The organism is Pseudomonas sp. SDO5271_S396 (assembly GCF_054071795.1).
Genome location: NZ_JBSVWB010000008.1, coordinates 90,540 through 106,081 on the forward strand (window position 1 = coordinate 90,540; position 15,542 = coordinate 106,081).

13 protein-coding genes are annotated in these 15,542 nt (G+C 61.3%); 8 read left to right on the forward strand and 5 right to left on the reverse strand.

The window, feature by feature from the left end:
- Positions 1-59: 59 nt before the first annotated feature.
- Genes dksA through ACW9IN_RS08900 form a run of 4 tightly spaced genes read left to right on the forward strand, consistent with a single transcriptional unit; the run spans position 60 to position 3,350 of the window.
- Positions 60-464 (forward strand): RNA polymerase-binding protein DksA, encoded by a 405-nt coding sequence (gene dksA / locus ACW9IN_RS08885; RefSeq protein ID WP_457365527.1) that lies wholly within the window; start codon positions 60-62, stop codon positions 462-464.
- A gap of 26 nt (positions 465-490) precedes the next feature.
- Entirely contained in the window at positions 491-1,699 is a 1,209-nt protein-coding gene (gene zigA / locus ACW9IN_RS08890) for a zinc metallochaperone GTPase ZigA (protein ID WP_457365528.1), read from the forward strand.
- Complete coding sequence (locus ACW9IN_RS08895) at positions 1,699-2,343, forward strand: DUF1826 domain-containing protein (RefSeq protein ID WP_457365529.1); 645 nt, start codon at positions 1,699-1,701, stop codon at positions 2,341-2,343. Before zigA ends, ACW9IN_RS08895 begins: the two co-directional genes overlap by 1 nt.
- A 44-nt stretch (positions 2,344-2,387) precedes the next feature.
- Positions 2,388-3,350, forward strand: coding sequence for a CobW family GTP-binding protein (locus tag ACW9IN_RS08900; protein ID WP_457365530.1), 963 nt, complete (start codon positions 2,388-2,390; stop codon positions 3,348-3,350).
- Here ACW9IN_RS08900 and ACW9IN_RS08905 read toward each other — a convergent pair.
- Positions 3,344-3,739, reverse strand: coding sequence for a DUF3301 domain-containing protein (locus tag ACW9IN_RS08905; protein WP_457365531.1), 396 nt, complete (start codon positions 3,737-3,739; stop codon positions 3,344-3,346). The two genes, ACW9IN_RS08900 and ACW9IN_RS08905, sit on opposite strands and share 7 nt — an antisense overlap.
- 117 nt (positions 3,740-3,856) lie before the next feature.
- Here ACW9IN_RS08905 and pdxY point away from each other — a divergent pair, with 117 nt between their 5' ends.
- On the forward strand, positions 3,857-4,729 hold the full coding sequence (gene pdxY / locus ACW9IN_RS08910) for a pyridoxal kinase PdxY (protein ID WP_457365532.1): 873 nt from the start codon (positions 3,857-3,859) through the stop codon (positions 4,727-4,729).
- A 69-nt stretch (positions 4,730-4,798) separates the two neighbouring features.
- On the opposite strand, the gene ACW9IN_RS08915 is transcribed toward pdxY, so the two are convergent.
- A complete protein-coding gene (locus ACW9IN_RS08915) occupies positions 4,799-5,284 on the reverse strand; it encodes an acyl-CoA thioesterase (RefSeq protein WP_457365533.1) in 486 nt (161 codons plus the stop codon).
- A gap of 292 nt (positions 5,285-5,576) precedes the next feature.
- Between ACW9IN_RS08915 and ACW9IN_RS08920 the strand changes: the two genes are divergently transcribed.
- Positions 5,577-7,340 carry a cation:proton antiporter gene (locus ACW9IN_RS08920; RefSeq protein WP_457365534.1) on the forward strand — a complete coding sequence of 588 codons (1,764 nt, stop codon included), beginning with the start codon at positions 5,577-5,579 and terminating at the stop codon, positions 7,338-7,340.
- Positions 7,341-7,454: 114 nt separating this feature from the next.
- Here the strand turns inward: ACW9IN_RS08920 and ACW9IN_RS08925 are convergent, their stop codons facing one another.
- The 3 genes from ACW9IN_RS08925 to uvrD all read right to left on the reverse strand — a co-directional run bounded on the left by ACW9IN_RS08925 (position 7,455) and on the right by uvrD (position 11,259).
- Positions 7,455-7,862: an SMI1/KNR4 family protein gene (locus ACW9IN_RS08925; protein ID WP_457365535.1), complete on the reverse strand. Its 408-nt coding sequence runs from the start codon at positions 7,860-7,862 to the stop codon at positions 7,455-7,457.
- Positions 7,863-7,998: 136 nt separating this feature from the next.
- Entirely contained in the window at positions 7,999-8,868 is an 870-nt protein-coding gene (locus tag ACW9IN_RS08930; RefSeq protein ID WP_457365536.1) for a Tim44 domain-containing protein, read from the reverse strand.
- Between the two features lie 204 nt (positions 8,869-9,072).
- Positions 9,073-11,259, reverse strand: coding sequence for a DNA helicase II (gene uvrD / locus ACW9IN_RS08935; RefSeq protein ID WP_457365537.1), 2,187 nt, complete (start codon positions 11,257-11,259; stop codon positions 9,073-9,075).
- 279 nt (positions 11,260-11,538) lie between these two features.
- Here uvrD and ACW9IN_RS08940 point away from each other — a divergent pair, with 279 nt between their 5' ends.
- The gene (locus ACW9IN_RS08940; protein ID WP_457365538.1) at positions 11,539-14,412 is read left to right on the forward strand and encodes an EAL domain-containing protein; all 2,874 of its coding nucleotides are present in this window, start codon (positions 11,539-11,541) and stop codon (positions 14,410-14,412) included.
- Between the two features lie 162 nt (positions 14,413-14,574).
- Positions 14,575-15,441, forward strand: a complete 867-nt coding sequence (gene hexR, locus ACW9IN_RS08945) for a transcriptional regulator HexR (RefSeq protein WP_457365539.1) — start codon at positions 14,575-14,577, stop codon at positions 15,439-15,441.
- Positions 15,442-15,542 lie beyond the last annotated feature (101 nt).

The following is a 15,542-nucleotide window of genomic DNA, read 5'->3' on the forward strand; positions in this document are numbered from 1 at the left end:
CTTATTTGTATTGTTATACTATAACATTAAAAGCACAGCCTGACCCGTGAACCGTTCCCATGACTGAACAAGACCTACTGTCCCAACCGCCAGCCGATTACATGAATGACGCTCAGCAGGGTTTTTTCCGCGCGCTGTTGCTCACCGAGCGCAATGAGCTGCAAGACCGCATCGACGCCGAGTTCCTGGGGCTGCGCGAGCAGGAAACCAACAGCGACCCGGCGGACATCGGCAGTGCCGAAGAACAGCGTCAGTGGCAACTGCGCCTGCTGGAGCGCGAAAAGAAGCTGCTGGACAAGATCGACGATGCCCTGGAACGGCTGGCCCGTGGCGAATACGGCTGGTGCCGCGAAACCGGCGAGCCCATCGGCCTGCAGCGTTTGTTGCTGCGCCCTACCGCCACGCTGTGCATCGAAGCCAAAGAACGTGAAGAGCTGCGCGAACGCCATAAACGGGCGATTTGACCGGCCACCCCTGTGAGGAATATCTGATGCCCCATCGTCTCCCCGTTACCGTGCTGTCCGGCTTTCTCGGCGCCGGCAAAAGCACACTGCTCAACTACGTTTTGCGCAACCGCGACAACCTGCGCGTGGCCGTGATCGTCAATGACATGAGTGAAATCAACATCGACGGCAGCGAAGTCCAGCGCGATGTCACCCTCAACCGCTCCGAAGAAAAACTGGTGGAGATGAGCAACGGCTGCATCTGCTGCACCTTGCGTGAAGACTTGCTCGAAGAAGTCGGAAAACTCGCCAAAGAAGGACGCTTCGATTACCTGCTGATCGAATCCACCGGTATTTCCGAGCCCTTGCCCGTGGCGGAAACCTTCACCTTTCGCGATGAAAACGAGCAAAGCCTGGCCGACATCGCCCGTCTGGACACCATGGTCACCGTGGTCGACGGCATGAATTTCCTGCTCGACTACCAGGCCGCCGAAAGCCTGGCGTCACGGGGTGAAACCCTTGGCGAAGACGACGAGCGTTCCATCACCGACCTGCTGATCGAGCAGATCGAATTCGCCGATGTGATCCTGATCAGCAAAATCGACCTGATCAGCAGCCGCGAACGCGAAGAGCTGATGGCCATCCTCGAGCGCCTGAACGCCCAGGCGGAAATCATCCCGATGGTCATGGGTGAGGTGGCGCTGAACAAGATCCTCAACACCGGCCGCTTCGATTTCGAGCGTGCCGCCCAGGCACCGGGCTGGTTGCAGGAATTGCGCGGCGAACATGTGCCGGAGACCGAAGAGTACGGCATCGCCTCCACCGCTTACCGAGCGCGCCGCCCGTTTCACCCACAGCGCTTCTTCGACTTTATCGACCGGCCGTGGGTCAACGGCAAACTGCTGCGCTCCAAAGGCTTTTTCTGGTTGGCCAGCAAACACCGCGACGCGGGCAGTTGGTCCCAGGCCGGCGGCTTGATGCGCCACGGGTTTGCCGGGCGCTGGTGGCGCTTCGTGCCGAAAAGCCAATGGCCTCAGGACGAAGAAAGCGTCGCGGCCATCATGGGCAACTGGCAACTGAGCACCGGTGACTGCCGTCAGGAACTGGTGTTTATCGGGCAAAACATCGACTTCGCCCAACTGCGTGCGGAGCTGGACGCGTGCTTGCTCAACGATGAAGAAATGGCCCAGGGCGTCGAAGGCTGGCGCTTACTGGCCGATCCTTTTGGCCCTTGGTATGAGGAGGCAGCCGCCTGATGCTGGCCCCGGTCATTCCCCTGCGTCCCGTGATTCGCCAGACCCGCGGTGAAACCCCACTGGCCTTGTCCGATATCCTCGAGGACGGTGTGAACCTGGCACTGTGGCAGCGCCAATTGCCTCTGCATATCGCCGAATTTGGCGCCTTGCTGGTGGCGCTCAACGAGCCCTTGGCGGACGCCATGGTCATTGAACTCGACACTGAAGATGCGGTGCCCAACTTGCAGGGATTGGCGTCCAGTTGCCGCGATCTTGAGGGCTATGAAGGGTTTATCGCCGATGTATCGTGGCTGGTCAGCGCTTTTGCCTGCCTGTTGGGTGCCAAGCGCATCGGTGTGCGCCTGCGGCTGCTGGACAAAGCCATGTGCCCGCGTTTTCACGTCGACCACGTGCCGGTGCGGCTGATCACCACTTACGCCGGCATCGGTAGCCAATGGTTGCGAGAGGGCGTGATGGATCGTCGCACGCTGGGCCAGCCGGATGCCGAGCCCATCGACCGTATCGAACAGATTCACTGCGGTGAAGTGGCGTTGCTCAAGGGGACAAAATGGCAGGGCAATGAGAGCCATGGCCTGATCCACCGTTCGCCGGCCCTGAAGCCAGATGAACGACGGCTGATTCTCACGCTGGATTGGTTGGCATAACCGCGTAGGATCTAGCTCTCTACACGGTCCGAATGACGCCCCTCATGCTGCAGAACATTCCCACCCATGTGATTGCCGGCCCTCTGGGCGCCGGCAAGACCAGCCTCATCAAGCACCTGCTTGCCCAGCGTCCGGCCAACGAGCGCTGGGCGGTGTTGATCAACGAGTTCGGGCAGATCGGCCTGGACGCGGCCCTGCTGACCCAGGATGACGATGGCATTGCCCTGGGCGAAGTGGCGGGTGGCTGTCTGTGCTGTGTGAATGGTGCACCGTTCCAGGTCGGCCTTGGCCGTTTGCTGCGTAAGACCAAACCGGATCGGCTGTTTATCGAGCCCTCGGGTCTGGGCCACCCGGCACAGTTGCTCAGGCAGTTGCGCGAGGCTCCCTGGCAGACCGTCCTGGCGGTTCAACCTTGTGTGCTGGTGCTGGACGCCCAGGCCCTGGCGGCCGGCAAGCCCTTGCCTGAAACACAGCGTGAAGCCCTGCCCAGTGCTGGTCTGCTGGTGCTGAACAAAGACGAAACATTGGCTGCCACACAGCGGCTGGCCATCGAGCGGCAACTGCCCGATTGTCCGTTGTACTGGACCCGCCAGGCGCAATTGCCGCTGGCGCAACTACCGGGCCTGGATGCCAAGGCGGGCGGCGCTGTGGATAACCTTGAGGTGCCCAAGGCTCTCGGGCAACTACCCGCCATCTGGGGCGATCCCACGTTGCCAATCTGCCTGAGCCAGGCGCAAGAGGAGGGGTGGAGCATCGGCTGGCGCTGGCATCCGAGCCAGCAATTCGACACTGCCCGCGTGCATCAATGGTTGACCAGTCTTGAATGGCATCGCGCCAAACTGGTTATCCACAGCCCGGAGGGGTGGGTGTCGGCCAACGCTGTGGATAATTGCTCGCTGGTCTGGCAGCCCAGCGAATGGCGCCGCGATTCACGTATCGAATTGATTTTCAGCGGGCCTCAGGACATGGCCGCCTTGCAGGGCGCATTGGCGGCTTGCCGTTACTGACGGTGCTTGGTGCCGTGGTCCTGGCGCCATTGGCTCAGCTCGATCACCTCGGCGCTGGGCAACGGTGTCTTGATCTCGAACGGGTAGGGCGCCAGCTCGATCTGCGCGCTATGGGCGCCGAATTGGGTGATGGTCCCGGGGTGGCGGGTTTCCCCGGTTACCGTGAATTCAAAGTTGTAGATGCGTGCCAGACGCCGCCGACCATTGGCATCGCGCACGAAACCGATGCGTTTGAGCGCCACGGCGCCATCCAGCAGTTCGATATCCAGCTTGGCGCAATGCTGCTTGACCCGCTCCAGCGCGCGCTCGCGCAGGCCGTGGTTGTGCCACACCCAGGCAGCGCCGGTCGCCAGCAGCATCAACACGAAGATGTTTCCCAGGGTCAGCATGCGATGAACTCCAACAAAGTGAGAGCAGCTTAACTGTGTCGCCGGTCTGTCGTACAGGCTGCGTTTAGTCGCATACTGCGCGGCCAGAATTTCAATGGCTTTACGGAAATCTCCCGCATGAAACGCACACCTCATCTGCTTGCGATCCAGTCTCATGTGGTCTTCGGCCACGCCGGAAACAGCGCCGCCGTGTTCCCCATGCAGCGGGTCGGGGTGAACGTCTGGCCGCTGAACACGGTGCAGTTTTCCAACCATACCCAATATGGCCAGTGGGCCGGAGAAGTCCTCGCGCCGCAGCAGATTCCGGCGTTGGTTGAAGGCATTGCCGCGATAGGCGAATTGGGCAACTGCGACGCGGTGCTGTCCGGCTACCTGGGCAGTGCGCAGCAGGGCCGCGCGATTCTGGCCGGCGTGGCACGCATCAAGACGATCAACCCCAAGGCGCTGTACCTGTGTGATCCGGTGATGGGGCATCCTGAAAAAGGCTGCATCGTGCCCCAGGACGTCAGCGACTTTTTGCTGGATGAGGCCGCGGCAGTGGCCGACTTCCTGTGCCCTAACCAGCTGGAGCTGGACAGCTTCGCCGGACGCAAGCCGCAATCACTGTTCGACTGCCTAGCCATGGCCAAGGCGTTGCTGGCACGCGGGCCGAAAGCGGTGTTGGTGAAGCATCTGGATTACCCGGGCAAGCTGCCCGAGGGTTTCGAGATGCTGCTGGTGACGGCGGAGGGCAGCTGGCACCTGCGTCGGCCGCTGCTGGCGTTCCCTCGCCAGCCGGTGGGGGTGGGCGATTTGACGTCAGGTCTGTTTCTGGCAAGGGTGCTTTTGGGTGACAGCCTGCTGGCCGCGTTTGAATTTACCGCCGCAGCCGTGCATGAGGTGCTGCTGGAAACCCAGGCCTGCGCCAGTTACGAGCTGGAACTGGTGCGTGCCCAGGACCGTATCGCGCATCCGCGCGTACGGTTCGAAGCCACGCCAATAGGCCTGTAAGCACACACAAACCCATGTGGGAGCGGCGGTTCGCCGCTCCCACATTTGCTCCGATTTACAGTTCGAAACTTACAGCGTGTCGGATTTGATTTCCTGGTAGCGCTTCTCCAGCTCCTGGCGAATCTGCCGGCGTTGCTGGGCCTGTACGAAGCGGCGTTTGTCTTCACTGTTCTGCGGTTGCAGGGGCGGCACGGCGGCGGGTTTGCGCTGGTCGTCCACGGCCACCATGGTAAAGAAGCAGCTGTTGGTATGGCGCACCGAGCGTTCGCGGATGTTCTCGGTCACCACCTTGATGCCCACCTCCATCGACGTGTTGCCGGTGTAGTTGACCGATGCAAGGAAGGTCACCAACTCGCCGACATGGATCGGCTCGCGAAAAATGACCTGGTCTACGGACAAGGTCACGACATAGCGACCGGCATAACGGCTCGCGCAGGCGTAGGCCACTTCATCGAGGTACTTGAGCAAGGTGCCGCCGTGTACGTTGCCTGAAAAATTGGCCATATCAGGGGTCATCAGTACCGTCATCGACAGCTGGGCGTTTCCGGGTTCCATAGCACACTCACGGGTTGTAGGCATTGGTTGGGGAGGCACCTCTGCGGGTGCTGGAATCTTTGCAGCGCCATCCCTAACGGGACGCCGGCAGGCGGCTTGTCGTCACGCCCGGACCGTTCTGTTTCCATATATTGCACCGGCTTTCTGTCGGAAGTCGCGGTGTTAACCTTCAAAAGCCCGTCTCAGGGTATTTCTTACGATCAAGGCCGACTTTTCCTTCCGTTAATTGCGATTATTCAACGGCGCGGGCGGAAGTGGGAAAAGCGCCAGTACCCTCAAGGAGCCCCTCGCCATGCACGCCATCAGCTTTATCCAGGACTTGGCCGTGATCATGCTGGTGGCAGGGGTGGTCACCATTCTGTTCCACCGCCTCAAGCAGCCGGTGGTGCTGGGTTACATCGTCGCCGGCTTTATCATCGGCCCGCATACGCCGCCCTTCGGCCTGATCCACGACGAAGACACCATCAAGACCCTCGCCGAGCTGGGGGTGATTTTCCTGATGTTCTGCCTGGGCCTGGAGTTCAGCCTGCGCAAGTTGTTCAAGGTGGGCGCCACGGCGTTCATCGCAGCGTTCCTGGAAATCATCCTGATGATCTGGATCGGCTACGAGATCGGCCGCTGGTTCGACTGGAACACCATGGACTCGCTGTTCCTCGGCGCGATCCTGGCGATTTCCTCCACCACCATCATCGTCAAGGCGCTCAATGACCTGAAGATGAAGAACCAGCGCTTCGCCCAGTTGATCTTCGGCGTATTGATCGTCGAGGACATCCTCGGCATCGGGATCATCGCCTTGCTGTCGAGCATCGCGGTCAGCGGCACGGTCAGTTCCGGTGAGGTGTTCTCCACGGTCGGCAAGCTCTCGCTGTTCATGATCGTCGCGCTGGTCATTGGTATCCTGCTGGTGCCCCGTCTGCTGGCCTATGTGGCCAAGTTCGAAAGCAACGAGATGCTGTTGGTCACTGTACTGGGCCTGTGTTTCGGTTTCTGTCTGCTGGTGGTCAAGCTCGAATACAGCATGGTGCTGGGCGCGTTCCTGATCGGTGCGATCATGGCCGAGTCGCGCCAGTTGATTAAGATCGAACGCCTGATCGAGCCTGTTCGCGACATGTTCAGCGCGATCTTCTTTGTCGCCATCGGCTTGATGATCGACCCGCAGATCCTCGTGCAATACGCCTGGCCGATTGCGGTGATCACCGTGGCCGTGGTGTTGGGCAAGATGCTGTCCTGTGGCCTGGGGGCATTCATTGCCGGCAATGATGGCCGCACGTCGCTGCGGGTTGGGATGGGGCTGTCACAGATAGGCGAGTTTTCCTTCATTATCGCGGCGTTGGGGATGACGCTTCAGGTGACCAGCGACTTCCTGTACCCGGTGGCGGTGGCGGTTTCGGCGATCACCACGCTGCTTACGCCGTACCTGATTCGTGGTGCCGATCCGCTGTCGTTGAAGATTGCAGCGGTGATGCCCAAGCGCATGAGCCGAGTGTTCGGCCTGTATGGCGAATGGCTGCGTAGCATACAGCCCCAGGGCGAGGGCGCGATGCTGGCGTCGATGATCCGCAAGATCATCCTGCAAGTGGGCGTGAACCTGGCGCTGGTAGTGGCGATCTTCCTGGCCGGCAGCTTTTTCGCGGTGCGTATCGGTGAGTATCTGGAAGGCTGGATCAGCGATCCCAGCTGGCAGAAAGCGTTGATCTGGGGCGGGGCGTTGCTGGTGTCGTTGCCATTCCTGATTGCGGCGTACCGCAAGCTCAAAGCGCTGTCGATGTTGCTGGCGGAAATGAGCGTGAAACCGGAAATGGCCGGCCGACATACTCAGCGCGTACGAAGGGTGATCGCCGAGCTGATCCCGTTGTTGTCGCTGCTGGTGATTTTCCTGCTCCTGGCGGCCTTGTCGGCGAGTATTCTGCCGACCAACAAACTGCTGGTGCTGATCGCTATGGTGACTGCGGCGGTGGCGGCCGTACTCTGGCGGTGGTTCATCCGCGTGCATACGCGGATGCAGGTCGCCTTGCTGGAGACGCTGGATAACCATAAGGACACCCCAGAGCACTAAGGCGTTTTCACTGTAGTGAGCGAGCTTGCTCGCGCTGGGCTGCGAAGCAGCCCCTCAAACAACGAGCCCGCACCCTCAGGCATGGATCACAACATTGAGGCTCTGCCCCAGGGATCAGCTTTCCAGCCAAACATCCCGCGCCCAGTGCCACACCGATTCCCATGACTCTTCGGTGACGATTTCTTCTTCGGCAGACCACAGCACCACGGTGCCGTCCTCTTCCACGCAGTAATAGTCATCACCGTCCTGGCACAGCGGGATCAGTTCGCGAGGTACACCCAGGTCCCATGCCGTCGCAGCCACTTCCGGCAGGTAGGTATGGGAGCCTGGGTCGGTGACGGTCACCGGTTCGAGGCTGCCATAGACCACATCACTGACGGTCAGCAGAAATTCCTTGAAGACGAAGGGGATATTGATGAAGAGCTCTTCTTCAATTTCAACCAGTTGATCTTCGTCGGGCAACTCCAGAGGAACCGGGACCGGTTCGTTGGCTTCACGCAATTGTTCGATGATTTCTTCCACGGCCGGGATCCTCTTGCTAGATGGCGCGGTTTATAGGGGCGTTTTATACAGTAGCTCGCTATAAGTGCAACCGTGAAATAGAAAACCCCGGAACATGTCCGGGGTTTTGGTTACTGCTTGTTCACACGTGCGGGTTTCAGCCGTTCTGGCGGATACCGGCGACCAGCCAAGGCTGGTTTTCGCCTTGTGGGCGTTCCATGTTCCAGCTTTCGCTGAACACTTCGCCCTGGTCGAAACGCGAGGTCTTCGACACACCGCTGAAAGTCAGGGTGGCGATGGTCTTGTCGGCGCGATCATCCACACCGTCCAGCTGTACGCGCAGGTCGTCGATGTAGGTCGACTGGAAGCCGTCGCCCAGGTCAGCGCGTTCGCGCTTGAGGAACTCCAGCAATTGCGGAGTCACGAACTCGGCGATCTTGTCCATTTCGTTGGCGTCCCAGTGTTGCTGCAGGGACTGGAAGTGGCCGCGGGCCGCTTCGACGAAGCGCTCTTCATTGAACCAGGCCGGCGCGTTGATCACCGGACGGGCGGCAGGTGCAGCCGAACCGCCGAAGATCGAACCCATGGCAGGCTTTTGCTCGAACACTTCACGCTGCATCGGCGCGCCGGCTGGAGCCAGGTGCTCCTGCTGCTTGCGGCGACGGGCGGCGATGAAACGGAAGATCACGAAGGCGATGACCGCCATGATCAGGATGTCGAAGATTTGCATGCCCTGGAAGCCGCCGCCCATGAACATGGAAGCGAGCAGGCCACCGGCCGCGATACCGGCCAGAGGGCCCAACCAGCGCGAAGCACCGCCGGCCTTGGCAGCAGCGCCAGCGGCACCGGCCGCGCCAGCGGTTGCGGCTGCGCCGCCCATGCCACCGGCGGATGGCGCCATTTGGCTGGTCTGGTGAGTGGGTGCTGCGCCCGAACTTTTGCCGCCACCGAAGCGTTTGGCGTTGGCGTCGAGGCTCATCGTCAGGCCGATGCACAACGCCATGGCGATGCTAAGAAAACGTTTCATAAAGGGAATTCCCATTTGTGGATTGCACGCGCGCCATGTTGCACAGGTGCAGTGACAGTAGCTAGCGACATAATGTTTCGGGCTTTTGCGTAAGACCGATTCAGGATGGTCTGTAGGACTAATTACAGATATTGGCCCGCGTGCCTGAAATACAAGGGCAGCTCCAGTGATCGTTCCCTGGCTGCGCCCGGGAACGATCAACGATCAAACGGCTTCGAGCTTCGCGTAGCCCATCATCAGCCATTTGCTGCCTTCGGCGAAGTTCACCTGGACCCGCGCCTGGGCACCGGTGCCTTCGAAGTTGAGGATCACGCCCTCGCCGAAGATCGCATGCTTGACCTGCTGTCCCAGGCTGAAGGGCGTCTGCGGAATCTCGGAGCCCGCGAACAGGCTGCTGGAATTCTGCTGCTGGCCGCCGCCAAACGGACGGCTGACGCTGTTGGACAGGCGCACTTCCTGGATCAGCCCCTTCGGTACTTCACGCACGAAGCGCGACACCTTGTTGTAGGTCTCGCTGCCGTACAGGCGTCGGGTTTCGGCATAGGTCATCACCAGGTTCTGCATGGCGCGGGTGATGCCCACGTAGGCCAGGCGACGTTCTTCTTCAAGGCGGCCGGGCTCTTCCAGGCTCATCTTGTGGGGGAACAGACCTTCTTCCATGCCCACCAGGAACACATAGGGAAATTCCAGGCCCTTGGCGCTGTGCAAAGTCATCAGCTGGATGCTGTCTTCATGCTCATCGGCCTGGGTATCGCCGGCTTCCAGCGACGCATGCCCGAGGAATGCGGCGAGCGGGGTCAGCTCTTCGTCTTCTTCGGTGTTTTCGAAGGCGCGGGCGGCGCTTACCAGTTCCTCGAGGTTTTCTACCCGGGCCTGGCCTTTCTCGCCTTTTTCCGCTTCGTGATAGGCAATCAGCCCGGATTGTTCGATCACCGTCTGCGTCATCAAATGCAGCGGCATTTCTGCGCATTTGGCTGCCAGGTTCTCGATCAGCTCGACAAACGCCCCCAGCGCGCCGGCAGCACGGCCGGTGAGGCCCTTGTTGGCGATCAGCAGGCGCATGGCCTCCCACATCGACACATCGGCGTGGCGCGCGTGATCGCGGATGGCCTCGACGGTTTTTTCACCGATGCCGCGGGCCGGGATATTGATCACCCGCTCCAGCGCCGCATCGTTGCCGCGACCTTCCAGCAAGCGCAGGTAGGCCATGGCGTTCTTGATTTCGGCACGCTCGAAGAAGCGCTGTCCGCCGTAAATGCGATACGGGATGCGTTCGCGCAGCAGGGCCTCTTCCAGTACCCGCGACTGGGCGTTGGAGCGATACAAAATCGCGATATCGCTGCGCGCCAGGCCGGTTTTCAGCGCGCTTTCAATGGTTTCCACCACGTAGCGCGCTTCATCGTGCTCGTTGAACGCCGCATACAGGTTGATGGCTTCGCCTTCGCCGCCGTCGGTCCACAGTTCCTTGCCCAGGCGCCCGGCATTGTTGGCAATCAAGGCGTTGGCGGCCTTGAGAATCCCGGCGGTAGAGCGGTAATTCTGCTCCAGGCGGATGGTGACAGCGTCCGGGAAGTCTTCGGAATACTGGTAGATGTTCTCGATTTTCGCGCCGCGCCAACCGTAGATCGACTGGTCATCGTCACCCACCACCATCAGGCTGTCGCCGCCCTTGGCCAGCAAGCGCAACCAGGCGTATTGCACGGCGTTGGTGTCCTGGAACTCGTCCACCAGGATGTGTCGGAAGCGCTTCTGATAATGGGCCAGCAGGCCCGGGTGGTCGCGCCACAGGTCGAGGGCGCGCAGCAGCAGCTCGGAGAAGTCGATCACCCCGGCGCGTGCGCAGGCCGCCTCATACGCCTCATAAATGCTGCGCATGGTAGCCAGGAACAAATCACCGCTGGCCTGGATGTGCTGCGGGCGCAGGCCTTCGTCTTTCTGGCCGTTGATGAACCACTGCGCCTGGCGCGCGGGCCAGCGTTGTTCATCGAGGCCCAGCTCGCGGATCACGCGTTTGACCAGGCGTTGCTGGTCATCACTGTCCAGAATCTGGAACGTCTGGCTCAGGCCGGCTTCCTGCCAGTGGGCCCGCAACAAGCGGTGCGCCAGGCCGTGGAAGGTGCCCACCCACATGCCGGCCGGGTTGATGCCCATCAATTGTTCGATGCGGTGGCGCATCTCGGCGGCGGCCTTGTTGGTAAAGGTTACCGACAGGACGGAATGCGGGGACGCGTTCTCGACCTGGATCAACCAGGCGATACGGTGCACCAGCACGCGGGTTTTACCGGAGCCGGCACCGGCCAGGACCAACTGACGGCCAACGGGGGCTGCTACGGCCTGGCGTTGGGCATCGTTGAGGGAGTTCAGCAGAAGGGAGAGGTCATCATTGCGCATCGGCGCATTCTATGGCCCCGGGAGAAGTGGGGCAAATCCCGATGCCGGGTGGTCGATGCAAAACATTCCCGGCGGTCCGAGGTCGACAAACAATCCTGCGTGGGTGATGACCGGTCGGTCAGGGGCCGCAGGCCGCGCAGTGTCTCACTCAGGCTGTCTGGCACCGTAGTTTGCGCTCGGTCATGGCAGGCTTTTTATGACGTTGGGCAGTTTGGCCTGCGCGTTCGCTTGTGTATGCTCCGTCGACGTTTCGGGCTCACCATTATAAGAACACTGCCTATGACCCACAGCTCCGACCTGTTCGGCCCCTCGACGGCGCCTGCGCAGGTCATCCGCAAACACTACGCCACCGAGATGGCGGTTGAACGTACACGCTTGCTGTATCAGGGCTCGCTGCTGCCCACCTTGCTGATGCTGATCAACGGCCTGGTTTGCGCCTGGCTGTTGTGGAACCCCCGGCAATATCTGCTGGACAGTGTCTGGCTGGTCTGGCTGCTCGCCCTCGTGGCCATGCGCGTGATCCAGGTGGCGGCGTTCGACTCGGCCATGCCCAGCCGTCAGGCGCAGCCGGTCTGGCGGCGCATGTTCATGCTGGGCTCGGCGGCCAGCGGCCTGACCCTGTCCGTTGCCGCCATCGCCCTGGTGCCGACGGACAGCTTCATGCAGCAGGCCTGGGTGTTCGGACTGATCGGCGCAGCGACGCTGTCGGCCAGCGTGGCCTATGCCGTCAGCCTGCCGGCGTTCCTGTCATTTACCTTGCCCTGCCTGGTGCCGGCCATCCTCTACCTGTTCTGGAGCGGCGAGCCGCAGCAGCGGGGCTGGGGCGTGCTCGGCCTGATCCTGCTGGCGTCCCTGAGCCTGGTGGCGTGGCAAGTCAACCGCCTGATCCAGCGCGGTTTGCTGCGCCGCTTCCAGAACCAGGCCTTGATCGAGCACCTGCAACTGGCGCAGCAGCGCAGCGAACAGCTGAATCAGGAACTGGTGCGTGAAGTCGAGCAACGCCGCCAGGTCGAGCAGGAGCTGCGCGACGCCCAAGCCGGCCTGCAGGATCGTGTGGCGCAACGCAGCCAGGAACTGGACGCCGCCAGCCTTGCACTGAACAAAAGCGAAGCACGCCTGGCCATGGCCTTGCAGGCCAGCGAGTTGGGGCTGTGGGACTGGAACCTGCAAACCGACGAGGTCCATCACACCCAACTCAAGGAGCTGTTCGGCCTGGAACCCGAATACGTGACGGCGATGCTCAGCCACCTCAAGCCGCGTCTGCACCCCGAAGATCTGCCGCTGCTCAAGCGCGCGCTGGTGGAACACCTCAAGGGCCGCAGCGAGGACTATCAGGTGGAGTACCGCGTGCGCCACGGCGACGGGCATTGGGTATGGATCGAAGACCGTGGCCGCGCGGTGGAACGGGCGCCCGGCGGACGGGTCACACGGATGCTCGGCACGCGCCGCGACATCAGCGCCGGCAAGGCCCTGGAAGAACAGCAGCGGCTGGCCTCGACGGTGTTCGAAGCTGCCAGCGAGGGCATCGTGATCCTTGATCCGGACTACGTGCTGATCGCGGTCAACCAGGCCTTCAGTCGCGTCACCGGCTTCGAGATCGACGACATGCTGGGGCGCAATGTCGTGGAGTTGCCTTGCAGTCGCGATGCACGGCGTCATTTCCCGGTGATCCGCCAGGCGTTGCTCAGCCACGGCACCTGGCAGGGTGAACTGGTGGAAACGCGCAAAAATGGCGAACTCTATCCACAATGGCTGCAACTGAATGTGGTGCGTGATGTTCGAGGGAAAATTAGCCATATCGTGGGCTTTTTCGCCGATCTGTCGGCACGGCGCGAGTCCGAGGAGCGCATGCGCTACCTCACCCACTACGACGAACTGACTGGCCTGGCCAATCGCTCGCTGTTCCGCGAACGGCTGCGCGAAGCCCATCAACGCGTACGCCAGGGCGGTCGCAGCCTGGCATTGCTGCATATCAACCTCGATCGTTTCAAGCTGCTCAACGACAGTCTTGGCCATGAAGTGGCCGACCAGTTGCTGCAAAAAATGGCCCGTCGATTGATCAACGCGTTACCCGAAGCGGACACCATTGCGCGGCTGTCCGGCGACGAGTTCGCGGTGCTGTTCGATGCCTACGGCAACCTGTCGAGCCTGGCACGGGTGGCGACACGCTTGCTGGCCAAGCTGCACGTGCCGGTGGCGGTGGAGGGGCATGAGCTGGTAGTCAGTGCGTCGATGGGGGTCAGTCTGCTGCCGGATAACGCACGGGAAATTTCTGCGTTGGTCAGCCAATCCAATATCGCCATGCAGCACGCCAAGCACTTGGGCGGCAATAACTTCCAGTTCTACACCGACAGCCTGCAAGCCAGCACCCTGGAGCGTTTGCAGCTGGAGAACCACCTGCGCAAAGCCCTCGAAGAACGCCAACTCAGTGTGTTCTACCAACCCAAGCTGTGCCTGGCCACCGGCAAGCTCAATGCCGCTGAGGCGCTGATCCGCTGGGAGCACCCCCAGTGGGGCATGGTGCCGCCAGGCGACTTTATCGGGTTGGCCGAAGAAACCGGTCTGATCGTGCCGCTGGGCGAATTCGTGCTGCGCCAGGCCTGCTGGCAGGCGTGTGAATGGCAGCGTCAGGGGCTGGCGCCCATTCGTGTGTCGGTAAACCTCTCGGTGCATCAGTTGCGCCAAGGCAAGCTGGTCAGTCTGGTGCGTCAGGTGCTGGAAGAAACCGGCCTGGACCCACAATATCTGGAGCTTGAGCTGACCGAAAGCCAGTTGCTCGACAGCGTCGAACACATCATCACCACTTTCCAGCAACTGCGGGAATTGGGTGTGAAACTGGCGATCGATGATTTCGGCACGGGCTACTCGTCCCTCAGCTACCTCAAACGCATTCCCGTGGATTACGTGAAGGTCGACCAGACCTTCATCCGCGGCCTGGGCCAGGGCCGTGAAGACGCCGCGATCACCCGGGCAATCATCGCCATGGCGCACGGGTTGGCACTCAAGGTGGTAGCCGAAGGCGTGGAGGACCAGCAGCAACTGGATTTCCTGCGAGCAGAGCGCTGCGATGAGGTTCAGGGCTACCTGATCAGCCGGCCGATGCCGCCCGAAGGGCTGGCGCAATTGTTACGGCAAAATGCAGATTTTCCTTAGAGACACCCGCGCCGCCCGTGTGGCTACAAACTGGCTGCCCTTTGATTCAGTGGCGGGCAGCGCGATTTAGTGATGCATTGGACGGGCAAAACGGCAATTCTTGTAGTATAACTACAAGCTTGCTACATCCCTGGCACCTGCCAATAACAAGAGTCCTGCCCTTTGAACCTGTTGCAACATATCGCCCAGTCGCGCCACCTGTTACGCAAATCGGAACTCAAGGTTGCCGATCACGTGCTGCTTGACCCTGCGGCTGTGATGCACAGTTCCATGGCCGACCTGGCCCACAGCGTCGGGATCAGCGAGCCGACCATCGTGCGCTTCTGCCGCGCCATCGGCTGCTCCGGGTTCCAGGACTTGAAACTCAAGCTGGCCCAGAGCCTCGCCGCCGGCGCGAGCTTCGGGCAGTTTGCGATTCATGAAGACGACTCCGTCGCCGACTACAGCCTGAAAATTTTCGATACCACCCTGCACACCCTCATGGAAGTGCGCGAGAAACTCGACCCGGTGGAGCTGCAAAAGGCCGTGACGGCCATGTCCCAGGCCCAGCGCGTCGAATTCTACGGTTTCGGCGCTTCCGGCGCGGTGGCCGCCGATGCCCAGCACAAGTTCTTCCGCCTGCTGCTGACCGCAGCGGCCTATAGCGATCCGCACATGCAGGCGATGTCGGCGGTGACCCTGAAACCGACGGACGTGGCGATCTGCATTTCCCAGTCCGGGCGTTCCAAAGACCTGCTGATCACCGCCAACCTGGTGCGTGAAAGCGGCGCTTCGTTGATCACCCTGTGCCCAAGCCAGACCCCTCTGGCGGAGTTGTCGACGGTCAACCTGGCAATCGACGTGCATGAAGACACCGAGATCTATACGCCGCTGACCTCGCGTATCGCCCATCTGGTAGTGATCGATGTGCTGGCCATGGGCGTGGCCATGGCGCGCGGGCCGAGCCTCGTCAACCACCTCAAGAGCGTCAAGCGCAGCCTGCGCAGCCTTCGCTTGTCGCCCAAGGCCGTCAAGGCCCTCGACGACTGATCCAAGGCCATACTCGGTCAAAATGTGGGAGCTGGCTTGCCTGCGAAAGCGGTCTGTCAGTTGCCACTGCAGTGACTGATCCGCCGCTATCGCAGGCAAGC

What these genes read in the sequence shown, in the direction of transcription:
- pdxY (WP_457365532.1), top strand. Translation starts at nt 3,857, where the DNA reads ATGAAACGCACACCTCATCTGCTTGCGATCCAGTCTCATGTGGTCTTC.
- ACW9IN_RS08930 (WP_457365536.1), bottom strand. Translation starts at nt 8,868, where the DNA reads ATGAAACGTTTTCTTAGCATCGCCATGGCGTTGTGCATCGGCCTGACG.
- ACW9IN_RS08915 (WP_457365533.1), bottom strand. Translation starts at nt 5,284, where the DNA reads ATGGAACCCGGAAACGCCCAGCTGTCGATGACGGTACTGATGACCCCT.
- ACW9IN_RS08940 (WP_457365538.1), top strand. Translation starts at nt 11,539, where the DNA reads ATGACCCACAGCTCCGACCTGTTCGGCCCCTCGACGGCGCCTGCGCAG.
- uvrD (WP_457365537.1), bottom strand. Translation starts at nt 11,259, where the DNA reads ATGCGCAATGATGACCTCTCCCTTCTGCTGAACTCCCTCAACGATGCC.
- zigA (WP_457365528.1), top strand. Translation starts at nt 491, where the DNA reads ATGCCCCATCGTCTCCCCGTTACCGTGCTGTCCGGCTTTCTCGGCGCC.
- ACW9IN_RS08895 (WP_457365529.1), top strand. Translation starts at nt 1,699, where the DNA reads ATGCTGGCCCCGGTCATTCCCCTGCGTCCCGTGATTCGCCAGACCCGC.
- ACW9IN_RS08905 (WP_457365531.1), bottom strand. Translation starts at nt 3,739, where the DNA reads ATGCTGACCCTGGGAAACATCTTCGTGTTGATGCTGCTGGCGACCGGC.
- ACW9IN_RS08920 (WP_457365534.1), top strand. Translation starts at nt 5,577, where the DNA reads ATGCACGCCATCAGCTTTATCCAGGACTTGGCCGTGATCATGCTGGTG.
- dksA (WP_457365527.1), top strand. Translation starts at nt 60, where the DNA reads ATGACTGAACAAGACCTACTGTCCCAACCGCCAGCCGATTACATGAAT.
- ACW9IN_RS08900 (WP_457365530.1), top strand. Translation starts at nt 2,388, where the DNA reads ATGCTGCAGAACATTCCCACCCATGTGATTGCCGGCCCTCTGGGCGCC.